Annotated in this window: 20 protein-coding genes; 8 read left to right on the top strand and 12 right to left on the bottom strand. The window is 68.4% G+C overall.

Features of this window, described 5'->3' with window-relative positions:
* Positions 1 to 107: 107 nt before the first annotated feature.
* Complete coding sequence (locus tag OG326_RS00995; RefSeq protein ID WP_327142743.1) at positions 108 to 1541, bottom strand: aldehyde dehydrogenase; 1434 nt, start codon at positions 1539 to 1541, stop codon at positions 108 to 110.
* 349 nt (positions 1542 to 1890) lie between these two features.
* On the opposite strand from OG326_RS00995, the gene OG326_RS00990 reads away from it, so the two are divergent.
* Both OG326_RS00990 and OG326_RS00985 read left to right on the top strand, forming a co-directional pair.
* Positions 1891 to 2094, top strand: a complete 204-nt coding sequence (locus OG326_RS00990; RefSeq protein WP_327142742.1) for a hypothetical protein — start codon at positions 1891 to 1893, stop codon at positions 2092 to 2094.
* A gap of 203 nt (positions 2095 to 2297) precedes the next feature.
* Positions 2298 to 2600, top strand: coding sequence for a hypothetical protein (locus tag OG326_RS00985; RefSeq protein WP_327142741.1), 303 nt, complete (start codon positions 2298 to 2300; stop codon positions 2598 to 2600).
* Here the strand turns inward: OG326_RS00985 and OG326_RS00980 are convergent.
* Complete coding sequence (locus OG326_RS00980; protein WP_327142740.1) at positions 2562 to 3386, bottom strand: class I SAM-dependent methyltransferase; 825 nt, start codon at positions 3384 to 3386, stop codon at positions 2562 to 2564. The two genes, OG326_RS00985 and OG326_RS00980, sit on opposite strands and share 39 nt — an antisense overlap.
* 358 nt (positions 3387 to 3744) lie before the next feature.
* On the opposite strand from OG326_RS00980, the gene OG326_RS00975 reads away from it, so the two are divergent.
* A complete protein-coding gene (locus tag OG326_RS00975) occupies positions 3745 to 4923 on the top strand; it encodes a glycosyltransferase family 4 protein (protein ID WP_327142739.1) in 1179 nt (392 codons plus the stop codon).
* A 61-nt stretch (positions 4924 to 4984) separates the two neighbouring features.
* On the opposite strand, the gene OG326_RS00970 is transcribed toward OG326_RS00975, so the two are convergent.
* The 3 genes from OG326_RS00970 to OG326_RS00960 all read right to left on the bottom strand — a co-directional run bounded on the left by OG326_RS00970 (position 4985) and on the right by OG326_RS00960 (position 10095).
* On the bottom strand, positions 4985 to 7069 hold the full coding sequence (locus OG326_RS00970) for a hypothetical protein (protein WP_327142738.1): 2085 nt from the start codon (positions 7067 to 7069) through the stop codon (positions 4985 to 4987).
* Between the two features lie 9 nt (positions 7070 to 7078).
* The gene (locus tag OG326_RS00965) at positions 7079 to 8509 is read right to left on the bottom strand and encodes a polysaccharide biosynthesis protein (RefSeq protein WP_327146314.1); all 1431 of its coding nucleotides are present in this window, start codon (positions 8507 to 8509) and stop codon (positions 7079 to 7081) included.
* A gap of 365 nt (positions 8510 to 8874) precedes the next feature.
* Complete coding sequence (locus OG326_RS00960) at positions 8875 to 10095, bottom strand: DUF3068 domain-containing protein (protein WP_327142737.1); 1221 nt, start codon at positions 10093 to 10095, stop codon at positions 8875 to 8877.
* Positions 10096 to 10283: 188 nt separating this feature from the next.
* Here OG326_RS00960 and OG326_RS00955 point away from each other — a divergent pair, with 188 nt between their 5' ends.
* Positions 10284 to 11477 (top strand): acyltransferase family protein, encoded by a 1194-nt coding sequence (locus OG326_RS00955; protein WP_327142736.1) that lies wholly within the window; start codon positions 10284 to 10286, stop codon positions 11475 to 11477.
* Positions 11478 to 11479: 2 nt separating this feature from the next.
* Here OG326_RS00955 and OG326_RS00950 read toward each other — a convergent pair whose 3' ends face one another.
* The 4 genes from OG326_RS00950 to OG326_RS00935 all read right to left on the bottom strand — a co-directional run bounded on the left by OG326_RS00950 (position 11480) and on the right by OG326_RS00935 (position 18269).
* Complete coding sequence (locus tag OG326_RS00950; RefSeq protein ID WP_442790988.1) at positions 11480 to 16147, bottom strand: alpha-(1->3)-arabinofuranosyltransferase; 4668 nt, start codon at positions 16145 to 16147, stop codon at positions 11480 to 11482.
* A gap of 4 nt (positions 16148 to 16151) precedes the next feature.
* On the bottom strand, positions 16152 to 16322 hold the full coding sequence (locus OG326_RS00945; protein ID WP_297628719.1) for a DUF2613 domain-containing protein: 171 nt from the start codon (positions 16320 to 16322) through the stop codon (positions 16152 to 16154).
* A 261-nt stretch (positions 16323 to 16583) separates the two neighbouring features.
* Complete coding sequence (locus tag OG326_RS00940; RefSeq protein ID WP_327142735.1) at positions 16584 to 17675, bottom strand: isochorismate synthase; 1092 nt, start codon at positions 17673 to 17675, stop codon at positions 16584 to 16586.
* A 108-nt stretch (positions 17676 to 17783) separates the two neighbouring features.
* Positions 17784 to 18269: a universal stress protein gene (locus OG326_RS00935; protein WP_327142734.1), complete on the bottom strand. Its 486-nt coding sequence runs from the start codon at positions 18267 to 18269 to the stop codon at positions 17784 to 17786.
* A gap of 214 nt (positions 18270 to 18483) precedes the next feature.
* Between OG326_RS00935 and OG326_RS00930 the strand changes: the two genes are divergently transcribed.
* On the top strand, positions 18484 to 18924 hold the full coding sequence (locus tag OG326_RS00930) for a hypothetical protein (protein WP_327142733.1): 441 nt from the start codon (positions 18484 to 18486) through the stop codon (positions 18922 to 18924).
* Between the two features lie 6 nt (positions 18925 to 18930).
* Positions 18931 to 20097: an ADP-ribosylglycohydrolase family protein gene (locus tag OG326_RS00925; RefSeq protein WP_327142732.1), complete on the top strand. Its 1167-nt coding sequence runs from the start codon at positions 18931 to 18933 to the stop codon at positions 20095 to 20097.
* A 153-nt stretch (positions 20098 to 20250) separates the two neighbouring features.
* Here the strand turns inward: OG326_RS00925 and OG326_RS00920 are convergent, their stop codons facing one another.
* Positions 20251 to 21594: an acetyl-CoA C-acetyltransferase gene (locus tag OG326_RS00920; RefSeq protein ID WP_327142731.1), complete on the bottom strand. Its 1344-nt coding sequence runs from the start codon at positions 21592 to 21594 to the stop codon at positions 20251 to 20253.
* 192 nt (positions 21595 to 21786) lie between these two features.
* Here OG326_RS00920 and OG326_RS00915 point away from each other — a divergent pair, with 192 nt between their 5' ends.
* The gene (locus tag OG326_RS00915) at positions 21787 to 23145 is read left to right on the top strand and encodes a 3-oxoacyl-ACP reductase (protein ID WP_327142730.1); all 1359 of its coding nucleotides are present in this window, start codon (positions 21787 to 21789) and stop codon (positions 23143 to 23145) included.
* Positions 23142 to 24011 carry a MaoC family dehydratase gene (locus OG326_RS00910; protein WP_327142729.1) on the top strand — a complete coding sequence of 290 codons (870 nt, stop codon included), beginning with the start codon at positions 23142 to 23144 and terminating at the stop codon, positions 24009 to 24011. Before OG326_RS00915 ends, OG326_RS00910 begins: the two co-directional genes overlap by 4 nt.
* A gap of 336 nt (positions 24012 to 24347) precedes the next feature.
* Here OG326_RS00910 and OG326_RS00905 read toward each other — a convergent pair whose 3' ends face one another.
* Both OG326_RS00905 and OG326_RS00900 read right to left on the bottom strand, forming a co-directional pair.
* On the bottom strand, positions 24348 to 25916 hold the full coding sequence (locus OG326_RS00905) for a DUF3824 domain-containing protein (protein WP_327142728.1): 1569 nt from the start codon (positions 25914 to 25916) through the stop codon (positions 24348 to 24350).
* Between the two features lie 96 nt (positions 25917 to 26012).
* Positions 26013 to 26621 (bottom strand): TetR/AcrR family transcriptional regulator, encoded by a 609-nt coding sequence (locus tag OG326_RS00900; protein ID WP_297623742.1) that lies wholly within the window; start codon positions 26619 to 26621, stop codon positions 26013 to 26015.
* Between the last annotated feature and the right edge of the window lie 6 nt (positions 26622 to 26627).

Below are 26627 nucleotides of genomic sequence, written 5' to 3'. Positions count from 1 at the left end.
GCTCCGCCCCCACACTCCCTGACATGAAACCGCCCGCCCGCACCGAACCGGTGTGGGCGGGCCGTTTTCGTAACTCCCGGCGCTAAAGGTGCGGGGAGGCGGGACAGTTACATGCCCATGGGCATGAGGACGGACTTCTGCTCGCAGTAGGCGTCCAGGCCCTCGGGGCCGTTCTCGCGGCCGATTCCGGAGGTTTTGTAGCCGCCGAAGGGGGCGCAGGGGTCGAAGGCGTACCAGTTGATGGCGTAGGTGCCGGTGCGGACGCGGGAGGCGATGGAGACGCCGTGTTCGATATCGGTGGTCCACACCGATCCCGCGAGCCCGTAATCGGAGTCGTTGGCGATGGCGACCGCCTCGTCCTCGGTGTCGTAGGGCAGGACCGAGAGCACGGGGCCGAAGATCTCCTCGCGGGCGATGGTCATCGAATTCGTGACATCTGCGAAGACGGTGGGCTGGACGTAGTAGCCGGGGAGGTCGTCGGGGCGGCCGCCGCCGAGCAGCAGGCGCGCGCCCTCGTCCTTGCCCTTGGCGATATAGCCTTCGACGCGTTCGCGCTGCGTCTTCGAGATCAGCGGGCCCAGTTGGGCATTCGGATCGGTGGGCAGTCCGAGCGGGAAGGCGCGCGTGGATTCCGCGAGCGCGTCGAGGATCTCGTCGTACCGGCTGCGCGGCGCGAGGATGCGGGTCTGGGCGACGCAGGCCTGGCCGCTGTTCATCAGGCCCGCGAAGGCGAGCTTGGGCATATCGGCGATATCCATGTCCGGCAACAGGATTGCGGCCGATTTGCCGCCGAGTTCGAGGGAGCAGCGCTTGAGCTGGCTGCCCGCCATGGCCGCGATCTTCCGGCCGACCGCGGAGCTGCCCGTGAAGGTGACCTTGTCGACGCTGGGATGCGAGACCAGGTATTCGGAGACCTCGGCATCGGCGGGGAGCACCGAAAGCACGCCCTCGGGCAGTCCGGCCTCGGCGAAGATGTCGGCGAGCAGATTCGCGGTGAGCGGTGTCAGCGGCGCCGGCTTGAGGATGACCGTGCAGCCTGCCAGCAGTGCGGGCGCGAGTTTGTTCATGGCCAGGAACAGCGGCACGTTCCAGGCGATCACGGCCGCGACCACGCCGACGGGTTCGCGCATCACCCGGGTGGTGCCGAAGATGCCGGTGCGGGTTTCGTTCCAGGGGAAGACTTTTCCGAGCCCGGCGTAGAAGTCGAGTGTGCCCTTGGCGGGGAAGGTGTTGAGCGTGACGGCGGCCATGGTCGGGGCGCCGGTCTCGGCCGAGAGTGCCGCGGCGAGCGCCTCCGACCGCTGATCGAGCAGTTGGGAGGCGCGGGCGAGGACTTCGGCGCGCTCCTCGGGCGGGGTGGTCGGCCAGGGGCCGTGATCGAAGGCGTGACGGGCGGCCCGGACCGCGGCGTCGACGTCGGCGTGGGTGGGCTTGGGGACGCTGCCGACGGTTTCGAGGGTGGCCGGGGATACGACGGGGATGGTCTCGGTGCCGGCGGGTGCGGTCCAGCGGCCGCCGATGAACAGACTCTGGTACTCCATGAGAACACGTTACAGTTTTGCTCCCCATTGTCCGGAAGATTGTCCGGACGAGCGTCCCGCTGAGCGGGACGGAACTGAAATTCGACTCTTCGGTCTATTTGTCGGCCGGTGAACTCGTTCCTGAAACGCGGTTCGCAATTCGGTTTGCCTATTGGTGTCCTATGCTCTGCATGGCTTCGCTCGACCGACCGTTCTGGCCGGTTGCTATTAATTAGCTGCTGCTATTCTGGTTGCCGTGCCTCTCTTTTGTTTTCCTCTCTAGGCCGGTTACTCGCTCGACGCGCACTGGGTTCACTACGCACTGGTTCAAGACGTCCTGGGTTCCATTGGTGAGAGGTAGGCGAACGGCATGACCGCTGTGGACATCGACTCTTTCATTTTTCCCGAGTTCACCGAAAGTCCTGTGGTGCCCGCGAGTACGCCGATGCAGCGGGCTGCCGGTCAGTTGCAGCGGGTGTTGCCGCCGGGCTGGCAGGTGGAGGTCGTCGAAAGTACGCGCGGTGCGGCGCGCAAGGGTCAGCCGGTGCTGCGATTGGTCGTCGCCGACCTCTGAGCGGTACCGGAGGGCAAGGCGCGCAACTACTTCCGCATACCTCGGGCTAACTCTTGGCATATGGGAGAATCGAATCCCAACCTGTCGGTTCGCTTTTCGTGAAACGCACTATTGCATTCGGCACCTGTAGCGAGCATGCTTTATAGCTATTGCAGATAGCTCGCTCGATACATGAACCGTTACCGCACAGGGGAGTCCGAGTCATGGCGGTGCAAGTGGTCGACAGATCGTTGATGACAAGTGATCTCACCCCTCATCAGGCGAAAAGCGTGGGGGTCGGCGGCTGGGTGGTGTCATTCCTGCCGGGCCGCACCCTCACCACCGAGCAGGCTGCTGCGGCGTTGCAGGCAGCGGAAGCCGTTGCCGCAGTGAATGAGCTGGCCGGCCGGGTCGGGCTCACAGCAATGGAGACGGTCGGGCTCGCAACCCAGGAGTCACCCTGGAGCGAACCGGAATGCACCGGCGGATTAGGCAGAATCTGGCGGCGCGGCAGACTGCAGCGCTGAGTCCTGTTTCGTCGCAATCACCACCAGGTTGCTCACCAGTAGTTCACGCACCGCCGGAACATGCACCACCCACCAGGCCCACCGTGGGTGATAGCGCGGGAAAACGGCCAGCACCTGCACGTCGTCCGGTGTCTGCCGTGCCCAGCGCAGCCCCTCGGCCGCGCCCACCGCGAACAATGAGGTGCCGAATCGGTTCTTCGGCTCCCGCCCCTGCTTCCGCCGGTATCGCCGTGCCGCGAACTCTCCGCCCAGATAGTGCCACGGCCCGGTCTCGTGCCCGCCGAACGGGCCGAACCACACGGTGTACGAAAAGACCATCAGCCCACCGGGTTTGATGACACGCAGCATTTCCTCGGCCATCACCCACGGCTGCGGTACATGTTCGGCCACATTCGAAGAAATGCAGACATCTACGGCATTGTCGCGAAAGGGCAGCGCCATTCCCGATCCGCGCACCGCGCCCGCCACGCGCAACCCCGCCGCATGCATCTCCGACGGATCCGGTTCCACCGGCAGATACCGCGCCCCCGCGCGCTCGAATTCGTCCGCGAAATATCCGGGCCCGCCGCCCACGTCCAGCACAATGGTGCCGCGCAGCGACCGCCCCGTCAGATCCCGATAGAAATCGGCCACCAGATCGGCCGTATCGGTGGCCACACCGCCGTAGAACAGCCCGGGATCGGTCTGTTCGAACCGGAAACTCCCCAGCAGCCGTAGCGACCGCCGCAACGTGGCCCGCCGGGCAAAACGCGGTCTTCCGGAATGGGTCCCCTCGGCTCGAAGCACGCCGAGCAGTCTCGCACAGTGACACGTGCCTGTTCCGCCTCCCCGGAACTTCGGCGGGCAGGTAAGTGCCCCCACCGGCCGAGCATCCGTGCCGCGGTCAGGCGGGTGACAAGGTCCGGGGGTGCCCCGGGAGTTACCCCGATCCTCGCGAAATCGGTCGTCGCCTTTTTCGAAGGCGGTAGCTGTCCATCCGCGCCTGGTGGCTGCCCCCGCGGGGTAAACCGGCCGCGGCACGCTGCTGTGACGAGCCGGTCGGTACAAAGTCGGGTGGCCGGTGCTGGGTCAAGACCGGGGGCTGGGTTATATGGTGGAGCGCATTGTTCGCTGTCCCCCTGCCATTGACCCTGGAGATCGTCCCGTGCGTGAAGTGCTGCTGCTGTGCTGGCGCGACACCGGGCATCCGCAGGGCGGGGGGAGTGAGCGGTATCTGGAGCAGGTGGGGGCGCAGCTGGCGGCCCGGGGCGTGAAGGTGACGCTGCGGACTGCGCGGTATGCGGGCGCGGCCCGGCGGGAGCATGTCGAGGGGATCGATATCAGCCGGGGTGGTGGGCGGTACACCGTGTATCCGCGGGCGCTGGCCGCGATCGCCCTGGGCCGGCTCGGGGTCGGGCCGTTGCGCGGGGTGCGGCCGGATGCGGTGATCGACACCCAGAACGGAATCCCCTTCTTCGCACAGGCCGCGGCGGCCGCGCCGACGGTGGTGCTGGTGCATCACGGGCATCGGGAGCAGTGGCCGGTCGCGGGACGACTGGTCGGGCGGATCGGCTGGTGGATCGAGTCCCGGCTGTCGCCGCGCGTGCACCGGGGCAATCAATACTTGACGGTGTCACTGCCGTCGGCCGAGGAACTGACCGCGCTGGGCGTCGAGGGAACTCGAATTGCGGTGGTGCGCAATGGCGCCGAGGCCGTGCCCGCGCAGGTCACCGCCGGAGACGACAGCACCCGCACCGAGCATCCGAGCATTGTCGTGCTGTCCCGGCTGGTGCCGCACAAGCAGATCGAAGACGCCATGGCCGTGGTCGCGGGATTGCGCGGGCGCGTTCCCGGACTGCACCTGGATGTGATCGGCGGCGGCTGGTGGGCCGGAAACCTCCGCGCGCACGCCGATGAACTGGGCATAGCCGACGCCGTCACCTTCCACGGGCATGTCGACGAACACCGCAAACACGAACTGCTGTCCCGCGCCTGGGTGCATGTGCTGCCCTCGCGCAAGGAGGGCTGGGGCCTGGCGGTGATCGAGGCGGCGCAGCACGGTGTGCCGACGGTCGGCTACCGCAGCTCCCGCGGGCTCACCGATTCCATCGTGGACGGCGTGACCGGAGTCCTCGTGGACGATGCGGCGCAACTGACCGAGGCCGTGGGCGATCTGCTCGGCAATGCCGAAGCACGGACGGTACTGGGGGAGAAGGCCCGGGCGCGAGCGCGCGAATTCTCCTGGGAGCAAACCGGAAACGGGGTCTTCCACGTGCTGTCGGCGGTAGCGCGCGGGGAACGGATGTCCGGACTTGTCGCCGGAAGCGCTGTCCTGCAGCCATAGCAATGCACTACTGCGGGTCGTAGCCTCGTAGGTATGTGGATTATTCCCATAATCGTCGTGATCAGCGTGGTCGTGATTCTCGTCGGATTCGTTGTGGGATTCCCGAAAGACTGACCATATGTGCTGCCGCGGAAAGGATTCCGCCGCAGAGTAGGACGGCCCACAGGAGATGCGCCGCCCCGGCAATCCGCCGCGAAGAAGCAGACGCATCGTGATCGGCAATGCTGCCCGGCACCCGATAGAGCTGTAGATCGGCATCGCTGTAGACCGAGTTCAGTTCGGCCAGTGTGGTTTTCGATTCGCCCAGCGGGCCGGGCGTGCCGCGCTCGACCAGTACCCATCCCACTCCCAGATCGGCCAGCTCGCGTGCCGAGCCGCCGCGCAGCAGCAATTGCTCGGCCGTATGCGCCCGCACACCCTCCCCGGACACCGTCGCACCGTGCACCGGAAGTTCGCCCGTTTGCAGCACATCTCGCGGCAGCAGGCGCGGCGCCGGATCCAAAACCGGTGCGCTACCGGAATATCGGAACTTCCGGAACATCCCGCCCGGCAGTACCGCCACATCCCCCGGCGCCTCGACCATCCCGGCCACCCGCTCCCACCCACCCGGATACCGCACCGGCCGCAGTGCCCCGCCCACACCCCAGGCCAGATCAGGCAGCGCCACGAGCATGAGCACAATGAAAACCGCCGCGACCCCGCCGATTCGAGCACCCGCATTCCGGTCGCGCGTCACCGCGCTATCCTCGGGGATCGCGCCGTGCGCCATTGCGCTGTGCTCGGCGATTGCGCCGTGCGCCATTGCGCTGTGCTCGGCGATCGGGTCTGAAGTGCCGGCTCGTCCCGCCGAAATACGTTCGGACACCGCCCGGCATCCGGCCGCCGCGCACAGCGCGAATCCGGGCATGGCCAGCGCCACGAATTTCTGCGTATCCCGCAGCAGCCCCGCCCCCGGCACCTTCGTCACCAGGAATTCCCCGGCCGAAAGTCCCCACCCCGTCGCCCCGAGCGCCGGTAGCACCACGGCCGCAACCGCTATTGCGATCAGTACCCGACACGTATGCGGACCCGCGGCCTCCGAGCTGTCCTCGCCGATACTCACCTCCGCGCCGGAGCCGAATGTGCCTGTGTGCGAACCACCATTGCCGCTCTGGCTGATCCTCGCTGTTGCGCCGGCCGAGAGCGGTCGCCTGCCGATGACAGCGTGTACGCCGGTCGCGACCAGTCCGAGCAGCAGCACCGTGCCGATCAGCGCGAAAAAGGTTGTACGGGAGTCGGGTACAGCGGTGCTGTTCCAGATCCCGCCCAATCCCGCCAAGCTGCCCAGTGTCCCGAGCCAAGGCTCCGCCCGCGCCGCGAAGGCAGCCACGCCCGCCGGATCCGATGGCTCGGCCCCCGTTCCCGCGAGTGCGGTAGCCGCCAGCCACGGCGCCGCCGCCACGATCCAAAGCCCCACTGCGCCAGCCAAATTCCTCCGCCCGACCAGCAGGAATGCCACACACCCGGCCAACAGTGAGCCAGTCGGCGTCAGTCCCGCAGCCGCCAGCCATCCCCCGAGCGCAGCCCAGGTGACGCATCGGCGAGAAGAGAGACCGCAGAGCCGCGCCGCACCTGCCACCACAACCGGCGGGTCGGCAGGTATGGCTGCGTCGATTGCCGCCGCGGGTACGACCGCGGCGGCGCGTAAGCGGGTGGCCAGGAGGGCAATCCAGGGGAGGGCGGCGTAGCCGGTGAGGAGGCTCCAGTGGCCCTGCAGGAGGCGTTCGGCGACGTAGGGGTTCCAGATGGCGAGGGTGGCGGCCACCAGTTGAGGTCCGGTGGAGACGCGGAGCAGGTCGCGGGCGAGGGTGGCGGCGCCCCAGCCGGCGAGCCAAAGTGCCGCCAGCAGGATGACTTTGACGATCAGGCCGCCGTCGATGACCGGGGAGAGGGTGGCGATGAGCGCGTCCTGGGGGACGGCGCGGGGCGCGGCATCACCGAGTCCCAGTGCTGAATCGGTGAGGTATGAGCGCGGGGTGCTGACGGCATCGCGGAGCAGCAGGTATCCCGGGCCCAGCAGCGGCCCGAGTACCAGCAGCGCCAGCGCCAGGCTGTACCCGGCGGGCACCAGCCCGGCCCACCGCCGCTCGCGGCCCCGCACACTCACACCGGCACCCTATGCGCCGCTCGCACCGAAACCGGGGACGCTCGAAGCCCTTTCGCCCGCTTCCCGCGCGGTGCGCAAGGCGAGGATCGTAATGACGAGGGTGGTGACCGCGGACGCGGCTGTCGCGACCATGATCAAGCTCGACACCGAATGCGTGCAGGTCAGCATGACGCCCACGCCCACAGCCAGACCCAGCCAGGTGATGGCGGCCGGAGCCGTCCGATCCGCCGCGATGGCGGACAGCAGCGCACCCTGCAGCACCGCGAGCAGTGCGCCATTGAGCGCGAACATCCACAGCAGTCCCTGCACCGGCGCGTAATCGTGCCCGGCGAGCATCGGCGCGAGCGGCGCCGCCACCGCCGCACCCGCCACCGCCACCGCCCCGACCCCCACCAGTACGGCGAGCGCCGACCGCACAGCCCGCGCGGAATGCTGCGGCTGCGCCATCCGCGGATATAGCACCACCCCCACCGCCTGCGGCAGCCAGAACGCGATCTTCGCGGCAATGGCACCCAGCGCGTACCGCCCAGCATCGCTCTCGCTGAGCACGATTCGCGAAACAATCAAATCCGCCGCCGACAGGGCCATCAGCGCCGCCTGCACCTGCACCGCCCGGAACACCGGACCGACCCCACCCACATACCCCCGCACCCGCCCCGCAAGACCCACCCCACCCCGAGCCCCAGCCGGATCTAGAACGGCTGCGCCACCATCGAGACCCGCCACACCAGTAGCTCCCGCACCCTCGAGAACCGGGGAGTTAGAGGTCGGCACACTTTCGCGAACTGGTGAGCCGGAGGCACCCGCAGTGTCGAGTGCCGGTGCGTTGGACGTGGCCGCACCGTCGAAAACCGTTGTGCTGGACGTCGCGCCGCCGCTGGGGGCGGGCGCGATGGTCCGCACGAAATCGGCAGTGCGAGTCTCGGTGAGGTCCGTCATCCGGCGGGCACCGAGTGCCGCGACAGCGATTCCGGCTGCGGCAGCCCACAGTGCGGCTGTGGTTGCCCCACCCGCCGCGAGAACCACCACCGCTGGTGTCACCCGCGCCATTCCGGCCCCGCCGAGCACAATGGCCAACTCGCGGAATCGGCTGCGCCCCTGCAATATCCCCTGCTCACCGGAGAGCAGCACCAGCACGGGCGCGGCGCACAGCGCGGCGGCCGAGGCCGCGAAGCTCACCGACAGCACCGCACTCACCAGGGGAATCAGCGGCACGGCCACCACCGCGACCAGTCCCGCACATCGCAGCGCCAGCCCCCGCGCCGCCGCAACACTCGCCCCGCGCACGATCTCGCGCGCCACCACGTTCTGCAATGCCAGAGCGGGCACCGCGCACAGCAGCTGCACCGCGAGCAGACTCGCGAACGAGCTGTATCCGGTAACCCCCAGCCACCGACTGGCCAGCAACTGCAGCAGATACCCCGCCACATTCGCCGTCATGGCCCCCGCCGTCACCAACGTCAGGTCCGCGACCACGGGTAGACGACGTACAACGGACACGCCCGCAATGCTCCCATCCCCCTCCCGCCGCTCCCCTCCCACCCCGTTCCACATCCGCCTCGCGCCCGAAAGGCTCTGCCTCGCCGAAGTCACAACACCGCACCCGACTCCGCCGGAACCTCACCCTCGGGGTAACCGCACAGCCCACGTCCGTGCCGCACACCTAGGTAGCGGCTGTGAAGTTCGGATGCGGGCTGTGCGGTCGGGTGGGACCTCCGGCAGCGAGTGCGGGGATGCGCGCCGAGGTCGGAAACGGGAGCGGCCCCGCACCTTTCGCAGGTGCGGGGCCGCTGGGACGAATCCGATCAGGGATTCTTGTCCATGTCGATCTGTTGCGTCTTGCTGATGTCGATCTGCTGGGTGGGGGCGTCGGCGAAATGGTCCACTCGGCCCTGCGGAGGGTTCGAGGGGAACGTGGCGCCGGGCGCGGGACCACCGGGAGCCGGACCACCGGCGGCGGGGGAGACGCGGCGGACGGGGGTGCCGCCGTTGCCATTACCGCCGAGCAGGCCGATGACCAGGCCGGCGATCAGGGCGATGGCGCCGAGGATGCCGAACACGATCGGCAGCGTGCGGCCGTAGAGCGACAGCTTGTCGATATTCGTCTTGGCCACGGAGATCTGCGATTCGATGGTGTTCTCATCGAAGACCAGGTGCGCGTTGAGGACGGTGACCTCGGGCTTGGCGGCATCGCGCGCGTAGAACTGGTGGATCTGCTCGCCACCCTTGATGACCGTGCCGGTCTTCGGCTCCACCCACACGTCACGCGTGTTGGTGTAGAAGCGGGTCATGGTGATCGGGGTGTCTCCGCCGTCCACGCCCCACTTCTCGGCGGGCAGCGCGAGCTTGTTGGTGGGGGAGTTGACGACGGTGGAGAGATCGGTGACGGGGATGGTCTGCTGGAAGTGGTAGACCTTCATGTCATTGATCTCGGTCTCTTCGACGAAATTGATGTCGAAGGTCTTGCGCACATTGACGTCGAAGTACGGGTACGTCTTCTTGTCGGTGCCGATCGGGAAGCGGTACTGCAGTCCGGTGTGCTGCACCGGTTCCATAACTGCCGCACCCTTCTTGTCGACGGTCGCGGCGATCGAGCCGTTGGGGCCGCCGTCGACGGCATCGACGGGCATGCCGTTCTTGCGATCGATGGTGACGCGGTCGACGAGGGCGGTCAGCAGGCCGGTGTCGCCCTGCTTATCCGTGCGCCGCAGGGTCTGACCGGCCTGAATGGTCATTTCCGAGGCGTCCGACGGATCTTCGACGGTGAGGAAGCGCTGTGAGAACAGCGGAACGTTGGTGTCGACCTTGGCCGCACCGGTCGGTGAGGTCAGCGACTTGGAGTCGAGGACTTCGCTGGGCGCTCCTGGGACGTTGGTCGCGACGGTCGTGATCTCCAGGTCAAGCGGGGTTTTCGCGAGACGGCTCACCGTGTAGGTGGGGATCATGATCGCGGCGACGAGCAGCAATGCACCCAGCCCCACGAGCAGGCAGGCCACCGTCCTTCTGGTACCGGCACTCAGTGCCATGCAGGTTCTCCTCGTCGTCGAACAGGTCATTCCGATTAGTACTGTGGTCGCCGCACAGCACTCGTGAGCCCCGACACTAACAGTCCAGGGCCCGGAAGAGTCTCGCCGAGGCGGGAAAATATCGCGAAACGGCCGGAAGTCAAACACGGGGTGATCACACATCCATGCGACAAGGCAAACTGGACACGATGACAGCGACTCTGCACCCGCCCTCCGAACCGGTTCCGCCGGTCCGGGCGGCCGCCTCACCCGAGGCGAGTGCGGACCTCGATGCCCGATCCGTCCGCCGCCCCGGCGTTTTCGTGCCCGCGCTGGAGGGCATGCGCGCGCTCGCCGCACTCGGCGTCATGCTCACGCACGTGGCGTTCCAAACCGGCGCCGCGGGTTATCCGGTGATCGGCCGGGTGCTCGAGCGCTTCGATATGGCGGTCGCGGTTTTCTTCGTGCTCTCCGGATTCCTGCTGTGGCGTCCGCATGCCGCGGCCGCGCGGGGGCTCGGCGCTTCGCCTCCGGCCGGTCGATATCTGCTGCATCGCGCCGCCCGCATCCTGCCCGCCTACTGGGTTGTGGTGTGCACGGTGCTGATTCTGCTGCCGAACGCCGCGCATACCGCGGGACTGCGAGTGTGGCTGTCCAATCTCGCATTGACGCAGGTCTTCGTGCCCTACACCCTCACCGACGGGCTCACCCAGATGTGGAGTCTGTCGGTCGAGGTGGCCTTCTACGCGGTGCTGCCGCTGCTGGCTTTCGCCATGGTGTGGTTGCGCGGGGCGCGAGCGCGGTGGCGGGTGCCGGTGATACTCGGGCTGGCCTTCGTCTTCCTGGGCTGGAATTTCATTCCGGTCCCCACGCCGGAGGCGATTCACGCCGACAATTGGCTGCCGGGATATCTGCCGTGGTTCGCCATGGGGATGCTGCTGGCCGAGCTCATCGATCTCGAGGCGCCGCACTGGCGGCGCATCGCCGGTAATCGCTGGCTGATGTGGCCGCTGGCGGTGGCCGCCATGCTGCTGGCCGCGACCGATCTGGGTGGTCCGGAGGGGCTCAAGCACGGCGAACCCTGGCAGTACGTCATGAAGACGCTGCTGGGCGCGGTCATCGGATTCAGCCTGCTGGCCCCGCTGGTGCTGCGGCCCGATATCCGGCATCGATGGCTGGAGAGCCGCACCGCCGCGACCCTGGGCCGCTGGTCGTTCGGAATCTTCATCTGGCATCTGGCCGTACTGTCGATCATCTTCCCGGTCTTCGGCATCATTCCGTTCCGCGGGCATTTCGTGCTGGTCTATGTGCTGACCCTGGCGTTCACCCTGCCGCTGGCCGCCGCCAGTTTCGCGCTCGTCGAAGAGCCGGTGCGGCAGTGGATGCGCCGCCGCGTCGGCTGAATTCAGTCCCGGCGCGACGGCAGCGCGGAAAGACCCAGCGCGACAATCGCGACGAGCGCGGGGAACTGCACCCACAGCGAGGCGCCCATGTACCCCTCGGGTGAACGCCACGGACCGGTGGAGAGCGCGGCAGCGGAAATCGCCGTTCCCGCAAAGGCGATCGCGACGAGTACTCGCGACCACTCCCGCGGCCGGAAATACGCCGCGACCAATCCCAGTGCGGTGAGCACGATTCCGGTCGGACCGGCGATCAGCCCCGCCGCGACGGCCAGCCCGGCCGCGCCCACGGTGCGACTGCGCCACGTCCGCGGCGCGGGACCGTCCGCCCGGACCGGCGTGCGGGCGCTCCGGAAAGCCAGCACCACAAGGGGAATCAGGAGCAGCAACCCGCCGAAGATCGCGACCCGATACCACCGATCGGCCGGGAACTCGAGGGTGAACGGCCCCTTGGTCCCCGGCGGCACCAACCACGCCTGCTGCCATCCGTCGATCACCACCGGCTTCAACACGTGCCCGTCGGCAGTCACGGCCCGCCAGCCGACATTCGTGCTCAGCGGCAGCACCAGCAGCTGAGTCCCCGCAGGTGCACGCACTCCAGCCGATGCGGTACCCGCCACGCTGCTCGATGGTGCTCCACCGGGGGCCGGATCCGCCTGGGCCGCAGGGCTTCCGGGAGCCGCTGTACCGGCGGCAGTCGCCGGGGCGTCCGCAGCCGATGCGGTTCGGTTCAAGCGCAGCTCATCGACGCTGAACAGGTCGGTCGGGGCGACGGTGACGTCGATGGGCCCGGTCGGCAGATCGAATGTGGTTGCGGTGCCGCTCGAGTCGCCGTTCGGATCGGCAGAGTCGCCGTTCGGAACGCGATTGTCGTGCGGTCCGGTGCTGCTGTCTGCGGGTGTGGTGCTGTCCTCGGCGCAGACCGTGGCGGGAATCGGTGCGCCGGAGCGTAATTCGGCGGCGGTGGCGGTGATCGTGGTGTGCAGCAGGCGGCCGGCGGCGGCGAGGGTGGGGCCGTGGTCGCAGTCGATGGTGAGGAGGCGGTCGGGTGGTGCGGGGGCCGGGTAGTCGGGGCCCAGGACGATTACTTCGGCGAGGCCGGGGGGTTGTTCCTGTGCGAAACCCAGTGCAGTCTGGTCGAGTACGGGATCCCACGACTGGATGCTGAGCTCGATGCGGTCGGTGACGTGCGGGTGCAGTTCGATGCGGGTGGCGACGCCGGAGGCGGGGTCGACGGTGCGGACCTGCGGGCCGTCGCCGAGGTTCACCGAGAGGGCGGTCGGGTGGGCGGGCAGATCACCCAGGGCGGGCGCCACTTCCAGGCCCGTCACCAGGGTGGGCCCGGGCAGGTCGATGGTGAGTGTGGGTTTGCCGCCGGTCTTTTCGCGGACCGTGGTCTCCGGCGCGGTCCAGCTGGTGCGTGGATCGCCGTCGGTGGCGGCGAGGGCGGAGCCGCGCGGGTCGGCGACATCGGCCTGACCGTGCGCGGCGGGGCGGTCGTGATCGGTGAGCAGGTTGTCCAGGGCCGGTCCGGGCCGTGCGCGGACGAGCAGATCCGGTGTCACGGTGAGGGGTTGCGGCACGGTCAGGGTGCGCTCGAACAGGCCCGGTTCCTCGGCGGACAGCGCCAATGCCTTACTGCAGCGCACCCGATCGGGGGAGTCGAAACAGGAACTGCGGCCGGGGAATTCCTGGCCCAGATCCCAGCCCCGCACCTGCGCACCGGCGGGTGTGGCCGGCAGGACGGTGCGATGCCGGATATCCACGGTGACCGGATTATCCCGGTCCGCGTAATTGTCCAGACTCAGTTCGCTGATGCCGAATTGCCCACCGCTGCTGCCGTTCTCGGTGCTGGCGGCGGTGATCTTCACCCAATCGGTCTTACCGGGCGGCAGTGCGACCGGCACCGACACCCCGGGTTCGCTGATGCGCGCGGCGACGGTGCCCTTGGCGGTGGCCACCTCCAGCCACTTCACGGGGCTGCCGATGGCGGCGCCGCTGGTGGTCACATGCAGCACGGCCGAGCTGACCGGCTTGTCCAGATCCAGTCGAAGCCATTGGCCCAGTGCGTGTTCGGTGCCATTGCTGATCCAGGCCGTGGACGGATCCCCGTCCACCACCGCGGCGGTCGAACTGCCCGGTGCGGCCCCGCCCAGCTGCGTGGCATCGGCCGCGGAACTGGAGACGGTGACGGTCGCGCCGGACCATTCGCCCTCCACCAGCGGCGCCCCGGGCACCGGATAGTCGGGCACCAGATTGTGGGTGCGCCGGGGATCGCCCGGCGCGCGCAATGCCGAATTGTGGTTGTCGACGCGCCCGAAGTCGGTTTCCCGATCCATCGGTGTGTCGGTAATTGTGACCCCATCCGTCGGCAGTCCCGCCTGCGCCGCATCGGCGGCCAGCAGGGTCGGCCCGCTGGGTGTTGCGGGATTGCGCCGCAATCGTTCCAGCGCCTCCGGCCCGCCCTGCACCACCGGAACACTGTCCAGCGGAACGGTGTACGCGCCCGGGAACGAATCTGGCGCGCCGACTCCGCTGCGCAGTTCGGTCGGCGTGCCGAGTGCCCTACCCGCGACGCGGTAGATCTCGATGGCCGGATAGCTGGGCCGCAGATCCGCGTCCGCGACCAGACCGTCCACATGCCCGGTCTCGATCGGATCGCCGAATTCCGCGATTTTGCTCAGTCCCGGTGAACCTTCGATGGCGCGGTGCGCGAGCATGGGACGGGTGGACCGTGAGGTCTCCGGGTCGAGATCATTGCGCAGCACCAGGATTCCGATGCCCTGATCGGTGAGCGTGGCCGCGAGCCCCACCGAGGGCCGCCCGTCGGCGATGAGCCGCTGTACCGAATCCATGGCCCGAATCGCGCCGGGTGGGTTGAGCGGCACCGAATCTCGGATCGCCCAGGGTGTACTCGCCAGGGCTTGCAGCGGTTCGTCGCGTGTCAGGCCCCATATCTGACTGGCGAAGGGCGCGCCCGGCACCACCAGCGCCCGGGTGCCGGAGGCATTGTGCGCCAGCCAATCCGCCGTCTGCTGCCAGTAGCCCGGGACCTTCTCGTACGCACCGCTCGGCGCGAGCTTCCCGGTCCAGGCCAGCGAGGTCGACAGTGCCAGCGCCGTCAGGATCAGCGCGCCGACCGCCACCATGCGATCGCGTTCGGGATGTGCGAATGCCCTGCGCCACACCGGCATCGGCACCGAGGCGGGCAGCGGCACCCGGCTCAGCAGATGTGCCAGCCCGAGCACGAGCGGCAGCCGGATGAGCGGCTCCAGCTTGTGCACATTGCGCAGCGGCGCACCGCCGGAGTCGAGGAAGGTCCGCACCTGCTCCGCGAACGGCCCACCCAGATCCCCGGCATAGCCGGCGCAGATTCCGACCAGTCCCACACACAGAATCAGTACGAGCCGCCCCCGGCTGGGCATGGACCGCATGGCCAGCCCGGCGATCCCCGCGGCCGCCAGCAGCCCGGTGGCCAGCACCGCAGCAGGCTGCGTCACCAGCACCGCACCCGCGATCCGCTCCGGAGAGACGAACGGCGTCCAACTGTCGGTCCCCCGCAGCACCTCCCCGAGCGACGCCCACTGCGTGGTCACCCCGGACGATTCGATGAAGTCCAGGAACGGCGGACTCACCTTGCCCAGCAACAGCAGTGGCACCACCCACCAGAACGTGGCCAGCACCAACATCGGAATCCACACCCGCGTGAACCGCCACCACGCCCGATTGGGCCGATACGACACCCACCACAGCGCCGCGGGCAAGAACGCGGCCGCCGTGGCCACCGCATTCACAGACCCCATGAGCGCCAGCGCCATTGCGCTCCCGGCAGGAGTAGCCGCCCCCCGCAATCCCTGACCCCCGCCGGCCAGGAATCCGCGCCACCACCGCACTACCCGGCCACCATCGGACACAGAGACATCCGCGCCGGCTGCCGGAGCAGCTGCGGAAGCGTGGGCCCGCGCGCCGTTCGCCTCGGCCGCCCTCGGCTTCGCCGCCGCCGAGGCCGGGTCGCCCGGCCGCCGATGGATGATGCCGTGCCACATCTGGCGAGCCCCTGCTGCGAGGCCGCTTGGCGCTGAGGTGTTTTCGCGGGTCGAGGGGTTGTCGCCGGCGGTGCGGCGGCGGGTTATCGCGGCTCCGAGGGCGGCCGGGGCGAGCAAGACCCAGGGCGCCAACATCATCGGGAGGGTTTCGGAGGAGATGGAGCCGAGGGTGGTGAGGACGCGGGGGGAGAGGGCGAAGGCGATGGCGGCGATGATGCGGGAGCCGCGGCTGCCGATGCCGAGGGCTTCGCAGAGGCGGATGATGCCCCAGAAGCCGGCCAGCAGCAGCAGCGCCCACCAGATGCGCTGGGTGATCCAGGCGGGCAGGCCGAGCAGATGGCCGAGGGAGAAGAACGCGCCGTGCGGGAAGAAGTATCCGTAGGCCTGGTTCTGCACCTGACCCATCGGGGCCTGGCTACTCCACAGGTGCGCGGCGCGGGTGAGGAAGCCGAGCGGATTCTGGGCCAGGTCGTATTTGGTATCGGCCACGGTGAGGCCGGGAGCCTGCAGGAAGGTCAGCAGGAAGGCGGCGACAATGGTGCCGAGCAGCCAGCGGCGGCCCAGCGGTTCGATATTCGGCGACCGGTCTCCGAACGGACCGGTCGCGGCGGCAGGATCGGAGGTCAGCCGGTCAGCGCGCGCCGTAATCAACGTTGTTGAGCAGCGATGAGCCGGCGTCGCCGCTCCGGTCGATGTCCGGGCGCTTGTCCTGCGACGCAGCCATCGTGATGACCAGGACCGCAGCCAGCCCGATCAAGGCTCCGCCGGCAGCGCTCGCTACACCAGGGACGGCAAACTTCATCGCGGTACTCCCATACATCGACGCATGCGTAACTCGAGCAAACCTAGCAGGTGGGCTCTGCCTTTGGCCCTCCGCTTCGCTCCGGGCGGGTTCGCGGCCCTGCTAGCTCGGTCTTCCCTCCCTCCGCTCCTCCGCTTCGCTCCCCCGCTCCACTCAGTCCAGACCGAGCCGGGCCGCGAACTTGGGGCGGGTGATGCTGGAGTGCCGGGGCGGGATCGGTTAGGGGCGTGAACCCGTTTGTGGCCGAACGACGGCCGTTTGTTACTCCGGCACCGCGCACTGCAACCCGTTGAGGAACGTACGCAGTTTGGCGGTGGTTTCCACCAGTTCGGCCTGCGGATCGGAGGCCGCGACGATGCCGCCGCCGCCGAACGCGCGCAGCGAGCGGCCGTCGGCGGAGAGTTCGGCGCAGCGGATGGCGACCACCCATTCACCGTCGCCGCGGGCGTCGCACCAGCCGACCGCGCCGCTGTAGAAGCCGCGGTCGCCCTCGAGGTCGTTGATGGCGTCGAGCGCGAGATCGGTGGGAGTGCCGCAGATGGCGGGGGTGGGGTGCAGCAGCACCGCCAGATCGAGGGCGGTGATCCCGGGATCGCGCAATTCCGCGGTGATGGGTGTGGCCAGATGCCATACCTCGGGCGTATGCAGCAGTTCGGGCCCGTCGGGGATGCGCAGTTCGCTGCATACCGGCGTGAGCTGTTCCCGGATCCAGTCGATGACATACGCGTGCTCATCGCGATTCTTGCTGCTGGCCAGCAGTTCTCGTGCCTGCGCGGCGTCGGCGTCCGGATCGGCGAGCCGCGGCAGCGTGCCGGCCAGCGGTTTCAGGGTGACGGTGCGGCCGTGCCGTGCCACCAGCACCTCGGGCGTCGCGCCGAGCAGCGTATCGCCGGGCCGTCCGGCGGGTGTGAGGTCGACGGCGTAGACATTCGCGCGCGGATGCCGGGTCACCAGGTGCGCGGCGACCACCTCCGGCTCCAGCGGCGCATCGGCCTCGGCGAGCAGCGAGCGCGCCAGCACCACCTTGCGCAGCGGCTGCCCCGGATCGTTGAGCTGTTCGACGAGTTTCGTCACCCGCGCTACATGTTCTGCGGCACTGGGCATTTCGGAGACGACCCGCACCTGCGGCAGTGCGGGCAGTGCGGCCGGTCGCCACGGTCCCGCGGTGTGGACGGCCTGCGCGGGTGCGCTCAGCGCGGCCCGGCGCCGCGGATCGAACGGCAGCGCGCCGACGATCAGCTCCACATCACCGGCCCGCAGCGCCGCCGCCGCGGCGCCCGCGTCGTCGAAGGCGATACGGGTCCCGGTGGCGCGTACCACGCCGGCGGGCGTCGCGAGCAGAAATCCGTCCATGGCTTCCGACCATAGTCCGCGCCGCCGGAGCCGAAACCGCAGAGCGACGCAGATCTCAGACTCGCGCCGTGCTCATCCTCACACCGTCTGACCAGTGTTGTTGTGCACTCACGGTTTTGGTTCCGGCGTCCGGCCCGGCGGCACCAGCAGCACCGGTCGATGGCAGTGTTTGAGCACCGCGTCGGCCACGCTGGAGTGCAGCAGCGCGCGGATTCCGGTAGCTCCGCGGGTGCCCGCCACGATGATGTCCACATCCAGCTCGTCGGCCACCTCGACAATGCCGTTCCAGATGGTGGTGGTGCATTCGACGGTCCGCGCCTCGGCATTGAGTCCGGCGAGTTTCGCCAGCCGCACGCCCTCGGAGTTGATGTTCTTGGCATCCGCGAACGCGATGTCCTCGATCTCGTCGTCGGGCATCCACTCCGGTTGCACCACGCCCGACAGTCCGGAGAGCCGGGCGGCCTGTCGCGCCATGGGTTCCCAGGCGGTGAGCACCACGGCTCGGTCGGCGGCCAGGAAGCGCCCGGCGTATTCGACCGCGCGGCGCGCATTCTCGGATCCGTCGTAGGCGATCAGCATCAAATCGCAGGGCATGACAAACCTCCTGGTGGGAATGCCTGTCTCTACTGGGAGGCTACCCGGTAATTCTGCTCGTACACTGACTTGGCGACGCCGGGCACGTCGCGAGTACTCCACAGTTTGCGAACGATTCACCCAAATCGGTGGTGGGATGCACGGGCCCGGTTTTGACTGATAACCGACATCGCCGTCGTTGGAGCAGAGCCCGGACGAGGGGTGGATTGTGCGGTTGGACGAGCTGACGACCCCACAGGAATGGGCGAGTGTGTATCGCTCCCTGTTCGGGTTGCCGCATGTGCACGTGACCACGCCGGGGTTCGTGGTACTGCCGCTGGTGGATACGATCGCGGCCCTCAATACCCCGGAACCGTTGGGCGCCTTGCTACTCGACGAATTGACGCTGCGCGGCGTGCCCGGCCCGGTGCTGGTGCGCGACCGGCCGCCGCGCCGCACCTTCCTGGCGATGTTCGATGGTTACCCCTCCGAAGAATGCCTCGAACAGTTGGAGCGCAACAGCGTGGATATCGGACCGCACCGCAGTAATGTCATCCTGCCCACGGGATTAGGCCGCCACACCCATGAGGGCCGCTGGTGGGCGCGCGCACCCGAGCGCGATGAATCCCTACCGCTGCTATCGGAGGTGCTGGACGCCGCCCTAGCGGTGCTGTGACCTGCGGTGCCTGCCATCGAAGCGTTCGGTCATCATGAGGCCGACCCCCGCGCCCTGCTCTACTACGAATGGTGTCAGCGCATCGAATCCGGTTATGCGGTAGCGGAGTTCGACGAGGAGGTGCACGACCTCGCGCAGTCGGACCGGCCGCTGGAGGCCGCGTGCTGGCGACTGCTCGACCGCATCGAATCCGCACCGCGACTGGCCGATTGGCCGTTCACCGAATGGGACGATCAACCGGCCGCCGCCGATGGTTCAGGCGCGCTGCGTGATTCGGCAGCGCATATCCCGCTCGCCGATCTCGCCCACGCCGAACTGTTCGACCGGATCCACGGCGGCTGGCTGGGCCGCTGCGCCGTCGGCGCGCAGACCAAGCCACTGGACTACACCGTGCTGGGCCTGCACCTGCTGGAGCAGTACGGCGCCGATTTCCTGGCCGACGATGTCTGCGCACTCTGGCTCGAACGCCTGCCCTTCCTGCGGACCTATACCGCCGAACGGGTCGCCTACCGCAATCTCATCGACGGCTTCGCCCCGCCCGAAACCGCCACGCACCGAAATCCCTACCGCGAGTGGGCGGGTGCGCTCATGCGCGCCGATATCTACGGCTACACCAGCCCCGGCGCTCCGACGCGCGCGGCCGCGCTGGCCGCGCGTGATGCCTCGGTATCGCACACCGGCAACGGCCTGTGGGCGGCCATGTGGGCGGCGGCGCTGATCGCGGCGGCCTTCACCGCGGGCGATCCCGGCGAGGCGCTGGCGCGGGCGGGTGCGGTGATTCCCGCGCAATCCCGTCTCGCGGTGGAGCTTTCGAAGGTCGTCGAGGATCATGCGCGGGGTCGCACCTGGGAGCAGGCGGTGGACCGGATTCGCACCCGCGACGGCCACTACAACCCGTTCCATGCGATCGGGAACGCCTGCCTCATCACCGCCGGATTGCTCTGGGGTGCAGGTGATTTCACCAGCACCGTCACGCTGACCCTGGAATCGGGCTGGGACGCCGACTCGAACGGCGCGACGGCGGGCTCGGTGGCCGGAATCCTCACCGGCGCCGCCCGTATCCCGGAACGGTGGACCGCACCGCTGGGGGACACCCTGCGCAGTGCGGTGGCCGGTCACACCACGACCCGCATCTCCGAACTGGCCACCCGCACCCTGCACCTGCTCCCGTGAAACACGAGGGCGGCATCCCCTGAAACCCGAGGGCGGTATCCCCTGAAATACGAGGGCGGTGCACCGGTTCGTCGTCCTGAACCGGGCACCGCCCTCGATCACCCACACCGGTCTAGCGGCGCGAAAGCTCCTGTACGGGAGCCGAAGTGGTGACTAGCGCTCCACGATGGCGACGACGCCCTGGCCGCCGGCGGCACAGATGGAGACCAGCGCGCGGCCGCCACCCTTCTCGGCCAGCTGCTTGGCGGTGGCGGCGATGATGCGGCCACCGGTCGCGGCGAACGGGTGGCCCGCCGCGAGCGAGGAGCCGTTCACGTTCAGCTTGCTGCGGTCGATGGACCCCAGCGCGCCGTCCAGGCCCAGACGCTCCTTGCAGTACTGATCCGACTCCCAGCCCTGCAGGGTGGCGAGCACCACGGAGGCGAAGGCCTCGTGGATCTCGTAGTAGTCGAAGTCCTGCAGCGTCAGGCCGTTACGGGCCAGCATGCGCGGCACGGCGTAGGTCGGGGCCATGAGCAGCCCGTCCGGTCCGTGGATGTAATCGACCGCGGCGACCTCGGAGTCGACCAGGTAGGCCAGCGGCGACAGCTTGTGCGCGGCGGCCCACTCGTCGCTGGAGAGCAGCACCGCGGAGGCGCCGTCGGTCAGCGGGGTGGAGTTGCCCGCGGTCATGGTGGCATCGCCGAGCTTGACGCCGAAGACCGGCTTCAGGGTCGACAGCTTCTCGATGGTCGAGCCGGGACGCAGGTTGTCGTCCCGGGTCAGCCCGAGGAACGGGGTGATGAGGTCGTCGAAGAAGCCACGGTCGTAGGCGGCGGCCATATTCTTGTGCGACAGGTAGGCCAGCTCGTCCTGGGCCTCGCGGGCGATGCCGAATTCCTTGGCGGTGATGGCGGCGTGCTCACCCATCGACAGCCCGGTGCGCGGTTCGGCATTGCGCGGGATCTCGATGCCGACCATGGACGGGCGCAGGCGGCCGACCAGCTTGGCGTAATCCTTGTTGTTCTTGGCGCGGTTGGCGTCGAGCATCCACTCGCGCATGCTCTCGCTCACGCCGATGGGGGCGTCGGAGGTGGTGTCGGTGCCACCGCCCACGCCGGCTTCGAAGCGGCCCAGCGCGATTCCGTCGGCCACGGTCTGAATGGCCTGCAGGCCGGTGCCGCAGGCGAGCTGCAGATCGTGGGCCGGGGTGTACGGAGACAGGGTGGAGCCGAGCACGCTCTCGCGGATCATGCCGTGCTCGCCGACGCGCTTGAGGACAGCGCCGCCGACAACCATGCCGAGGCGCTCGCCCTGCAGCCCGAACCGGCTGACCAGGCCGTTCAGCGCGGCGGTGAACATATCCTGGTTGGAGGCGTGTGCGTACTTGCCATCGGAACGGGCGAACGGAATCCGATTGCCGCCGAGGATGGCAACAGGCTTGGCCTGCTTGGCGGTCTTGGCTGTCCGGTCCGCGGGCTGCGCCGCGGGCTTCGCCGAACGGGCTTTGGTGGTCACTCGAGTCTCCAGTGTCTCGTCGGGTGGATTTCCGTACTCGCATCGATCCCGCGGGACCGGCGTCGGTCGGTTTACATTAAACTTACTCTGGAGTAAGTTCATTTGTCGACACCGTACCCCCGTCTGTGGCGGAAACCGCTCCGGGCCGGGACGTACGAGACGGACAATCCCGAGACAGAGAAGGTAGGAACAGTGGCAGCCAGCAAGAGCAAGGGCGCTCCCAACCTGTACGGATCGTTCATCCACTCCGCGCCCGGCGCGTTCCTCGCGGGCAAGCTGGGCCTGCCGCAGCCGGAGAACCTGCGCCGCTATGTCGCCGGCCAGCCCGCACTCGCCGGTGCGGTGCTGCTGGGCGGTAAGGGCCGCGTCGCCGACGCCGCGCGAAACCTGCTGTCGGACTACGACTTCGCCGATTCCGTCACCCCGGGCGTCAAGCTCGGCGCACTGGTCTTCGACGCCACCGGCATTCGCAGCATCGAGGAACTGCAGCAACTGTTCGAGTTCTACCAGCCCGCCCTGCGCAGCCTCGGCGCGTCCGGCCGCGTCCTGGTCATCGGCACCACGCCCGAGCTGACCGCGACCGTCGACGAGCAGATCGCGCAGCGCGCCCTCGAGGGCTTCAGCCGCTCGATCGCCAAGGAGCTGCTGCGCGGCGCCACCGGCAACCTGGTGTACCTGCACCCGGAGGCCGCGGCCACCGCCACCGGCCTGGAATCCACACTGCGCTTCATCCTTTCGGCCAAGTCGGCCTTCGTCGACGGCCAGGTCTTCCGCGTCGGCAAGGACGACTCCACCGCCCCGGCCAGCTGGGACAAGCCCCTCGCGGGCAAGGTCGCCGTGGTCACCGGCGCCGCGCGCGGCATCGGCGCGACCATCGCGGAGGTGTTCGCTCGCGACGGCGCCACCGTCATCGTCGCCGATATCCCGGCCGCCGGAGAAGCGCTGTCCGACACCGCCAACAAGGTCGGCGGCACCGCTCTCGCGCTCGACGTCACCTCCCCCGACGCCGCCGAGAAGCTGGCCGCCTTCGCCACCGAGCGCTTCGGCGGCATCGACATCATCGTGCACAATGCCGGCATCACCCGCGACAAGCTGCTCGCGAATATGGACGAGGGCCGCTGGAACTCGGTCATCAATGTGAACCTGGCTGCGCCGCACCGCATTACCGAGGGTCTGGTGGCCGCGGGCGCGCTCAAGTCCGGTGGCCGCGTCATCGACGTGTCCTCCATCGCCGGTGTCGCGGGCAACCGCGGCCAGACCAACTACGGCACCTCCAAGGCCGGTGTCATCGGCATGGTGAACGCCGAGGCGCCGAAGCTGGCGGAGAAGGGCATCACCATCAACGCCGTCGCGCCGGGCTTCATCGAGACCGCCATGACCGCCGCGATCCCGCTCGCCACCCGTGAGGCCGGCCGCCTGATGAGCTCGCTGCTGCAGGGCGGCCAGACCGTCGACGTCGCCGAGACCATCGCCTACTTCGCCTCCCCGGCGTCGAATGCGGTGAGCGGCAATATCGTTCGCGTCTGCGGCCAGAGCCTGATCGGAGCATGATGAGCCAGACCATCAAGCTCACCGAGGCGCCGAAGAACACCAGTCTGTTCGTGAAGGCCGCGCTCGGCGCGGTGCCGGTGCCCGGGCTGTCGGCCCGCAAATCCACCGTGCCCGATCGGACTGTCCGGCTCGAGGGCTTCAAGGTCGATCCGGATCACCTGGCGGCGTACTGCCGGGCGACCGGGCTGCGGTTCAATGATTCACTGCCGCTGACCTATCCGTTCGTGCTCAGCTTCCCGCTCGCCATGCAGCTGGTCGTCGCCCGCGACTTCCCGTTCGTCGCGGTCGGCGCGGTGCACGCGGAGAACGTGATCGAGCGGACCCGGGAGATCTCGGTCGCCGAGCCGCTGGATTTCGAGACCCATATCGAGAACCTGCGCGAGCACCCCAAGGGTCTGCTCGTGGACGCGGTCACCGAGGTGAGTGTGGGCCGGGAGCTGGTGTGGCGGCAGGTCACCACCTTCCTGCACCAGCAGCGCACCTCGCTCTCTGGCGGGCCCAAGCCCGAGCCGAAGCCGGACGAGGTGCCGCCGGCGCCGTTCCGCACCATCCGGGTCGATCAGAAGACGATCACCCGGTACGCGGCGGCCTCCGGTGACCACAATCCGATCCACACCTCCGCCCTGGGCGCCAAGGCCTTCGGATTCCCGAAGCCCATTGCGCACGGCATGTGGTCGGCGGCGAACATCCTCGGCAATATCGAGGGTCGTATCCCCGAAAAGACCACCTACGCGGTGAAATTCGGTAAGCCGATCTTCCTGCCGTCGACGGTCAACGTCTACACCGATCAGGTGGCGGGCGGCTGGGATCTGGCGCTCAAGAACCCGAAGAAGGGCTTCCCGCACCTCACCGCCACCCTCCGCTGAACCGCGGCCCGGCCGGCAGTGACCACCCGCTGCCGGCCGGGCTCGGCGTAGCATGGCGTCACCGCCGCGACGGTGGCGCACCGAGGCCACACGGGTACGCCGGTCGTGGCAAGTTCGAGACAGTACAACTGAAGACCAGGGGTCGCGCTGATCCGGTGGTTCCCGAACCACCACAGCGCCCGGCAACCACAGGTAATGTCGGGCCGTTCGACAGCGTGGCCCCCACGGGAGGGGCGAGAGCCGCGCACCGATTCGCAACCGTATGTCGCCACGCAGGGGTTTCTACATCCGGTCCGCGAATCGGCGCGCGGCTTTTACGTTCAGCAGCCGCTGCGTTCAGCAGCCGCAATCGCAGTCGCAGCAGTCGCAGTCGCAATCACAGCAGTTGCAGCAGTCGCAGCAACCAGGGTCGCAATCGTCGCAGCACCCGCGATCGACCCAGCTCTTCTTACGCTCGCCGCTGCACGGGCTCGTGTGCTCCGCGCAGCAGGCATAGCAGGTGCAGTACTGCAGGCAGACGACCCCGAGCCCGAGCCACAGCCCGTTCCGCTGCGGCGGCTGTGGCGGCTGGTAGCCAGGACTGCCGGGACCTCCGGGACCTTGCGGGCCCCCGGGGCCACCCGGACCCCAAGGGCCTCCGGGACCACCCGGACCGTTGGGACCACCCGGACCGTTGGGCGTACCGGACTCTCCCGGGCCACCGGGATACACGGAGCCGCCGAAATACGCGGGGTCGGAGTAGCCGGGTGCCGGGTGAACCGGATTCGGGTACGGGGGGCTCTCATAGCCGGGGGCGGGGTAGCCGGGGCTCGGGTCGACGGGTCCTTGTGGATAACCGGGTTGTTGGGGATAGCCAGGTCCGGGTTGACCAGGGCTTTGGGGGTAGGCGGGGCCCTGTGGATAGTTTGGGTCCTGTGGATAACTCAGGGTGGGTGAATAGTGTGGATAGGGGAGGGGCGCAGCGGATTTCGCGGTGTGGGTGGTGCGGCAGGTGTGGGTGGTGCAGGTGTGGATTACGCCGGAATCCTTGCCCAGCTTGCGGATTACGCTGCTGAGCGGGTCGAGCAGCATCCAGCGGACGGTGGCGACGCGCTCCAGGGCGGCCCGCCTCAGCGCCGCCTTCAGGAGTGAATTCGATTCGCGCAGTAGGGTATGCGCTTCATCCACAGTTGTACCGGTGGCTGTGAGTGGATTGAATTTGCCTGCCGCACGGTCTGCGTCGATGTCCTCGATCGCATCGGCGAGGTGGGCGATGCGGCCGAAGTGCAGACCGGCCTCGCGCAGGGCCTCGGCATTCTCGGGGCGTCCCGCCAGAATCGCGGTGTGCGCGAACAGTTCTCCCGCACACAGCTGCGTCGGGGCGGTCAGGCTGTGCAGCAGTTCCCGGCGCTCGGCGGCTGTGGACGATTGTGGATAACTTGCGGCGGCCGCTTCCAGCCGACCCTGGGATTCGATTGCGGCGATGAGGGATTCGATATCCAAGCCGATCGGCTCCGCCGCGGCCCGGGCTCGGCTGCGCCACCGATCGGAGACGCGGGCGAGCGGTCGTCCCGGCATGCGGCCGGTATCGCCATCGTCGAGGTGATCACGAATCTTGGCCGCGCCCAACAGCAGTGAGGCGGTGGCTGCCAGCTGAACGCCGGGGGAATCGGCCGGAGCGACGCTCGCGCGCCGCATTCCGCGCAGTGGACACGGGCCCGCCGTGATGCGGGCCGCGGGCTGCGGTTGCTGCGCCTCGGTGAGCATGCCGAGCACGAGGGCGTCGGTATTGGTCGCGGCCCGGGCCAGCTGCCCGTGCCCGTCCCGCAAGCCCAGGCAGAGCCCGCACATCTGGGTTTGCCAGCCGGTGGATTCGATGCCGTACTTCGCCGCACCGTGCGCACACGGCTTGAGTAACCCGAACAATCTGCGTCCCCGTCCCCGGTCGATTCGAACCGACCGTCCTACAACACAATCCGAGTGACTGTGGCAGGCGTTAACGAGGCTTGCAAGGCGAGCGGGCTACGCCTCCTGAATTTCCTTCTTCTTACCGGACAGACCACGCCAGGCCAGCGTGTCGAGCAGATCCACGGCCTGGGCCATATCCACGGTGCCGCTGGCGACCCGGTCGGCGATGGCCTCACCCGCGCCGATCACCGCCACCGAGACGACCTCGAAGTCGGTGCCCGGTTCGGCGTACTTGGCGCTGGACTCGAGCAGCTTCGCGGTGAGCTCGATGACTCGGTCCCGGCTGTTGGAGATCTCCGAGGCGAAGGGTTGCTGGCCGAGTGCCTGCCGGTAGAGGACCTGCCAGGACAGGCGATTCTGGTCGACATAGGACAGGAAGGCCTCCAGGCCGGCCCGCAGCTGCTCGTGCGGGGTGAGCTTGGGATTGCCCGCAACCGCCACGGCCTCGATGAACCGCATGCTCTCCCGGTGGATGCACGCCCGGAAGAGCTCGTCCTTGGATCCGTAGTACAGGTACAGCATGGGCTTGGAGATCTTCGCCTCGGCGGCGATGGCATCCATGGAGGTGTCGTGATAACCCTTGCGCGAGAAGACCTCCACGGCGGCGTCGAGCATCTGTTGCTCACGTACCGCGCGTGGAAGCCGCTTCGTTCCGCCTGCCATCCACTC

The organism is Nocardia sp. NBC_01327 (assembly GCF_035958815.1).
Lineage (GTDB): Bacteria > Actinomycetota > Actinomycetes > Mycobacteriales > Mycobacteriaceae > Nocardia.
Note: the sequence above shows the minus strand (reverse complement) of the source record. Positions and strands in the feature narration are given on the sequence as shown.

Excerpts from the sequence above, each read along its gene's own strand:
- OG326_RS00995 (WP_327142743.1), bottom strand. The coding sequence starts at position 1,541 with ATGGAGTACCAGAGTCTGTTCATCGGCGGCCGCTGGACCGCACCCGCC.
- OG326_RS00990 (WP_327142742.1), top strand. The coding sequence starts at position 1,891 with ATGACCGCTGTGGACATCGACTCTTTCATTTTTCCCGAGTTCACCGAA.
- OG326_RS00985 (WP_327142741.1), top strand. The coding sequence starts at position 2,298 with ATGGCGGTGCAAGTGGTCGACAGATCGTTGATGACAAGTGATCTCACC.
- OG326_RS00965 (WP_327146314.1), bottom strand. The coding sequence starts at position 8,509 with ATGACGGCGAATGTGGCGGGGTATCTGCTGCAGTTGCTGGCCAGTCGG.
- OG326_RS00960 (WP_327142737.1), bottom strand. The coding sequence starts at position 10,095 with ATGGCACTGAGTGCCGGTACCAGAAGGACGGTGGCCTGCCTGCTCGTG.
- OG326_RS00955 (WP_327142736.1), top strand. The coding sequence starts at position 10,284 with ATGACAGCGACTCTGCACCCGCCCTCCGAACCGGTTCCGCCGGTCCGG.
- OG326_RS00945 (WP_297628719.1), bottom strand. The coding sequence starts at position 16,322 with ATGAAGTTTGCCGTCCCTGGTGTAGCGAGCGCTGCCGGCGGAGCCTTG.
- OG326_RS00940 (WP_327142735.1), bottom strand. The coding sequence starts at position 17,675 with ATGGACGGATTTCTGCTCGCGACGCCCGCCGGCGTGGTACGCGCCACC.
- OG326_RS00935 (WP_327142734.1), bottom strand. The coding sequence starts at position 18,269 with ATGCCCTGCGATTTGATGCTGATCGCCTACGACGGATCCGAGAATGCG.
- OG326_RS00910 (WP_327142729.1), top strand. The coding sequence starts at position 23,142 with ATGATGAGCCAGACCATCAAGCTCACCGAGGCGCCGAAGAACACCAGT.
- OG326_RS00900 (WP_297623742.1), bottom strand. The coding sequence starts at position 26,621 with ATGGCAGGCGGAACGAAGCGGCTTCCACGCGCGGTACGTGAGCAACAG.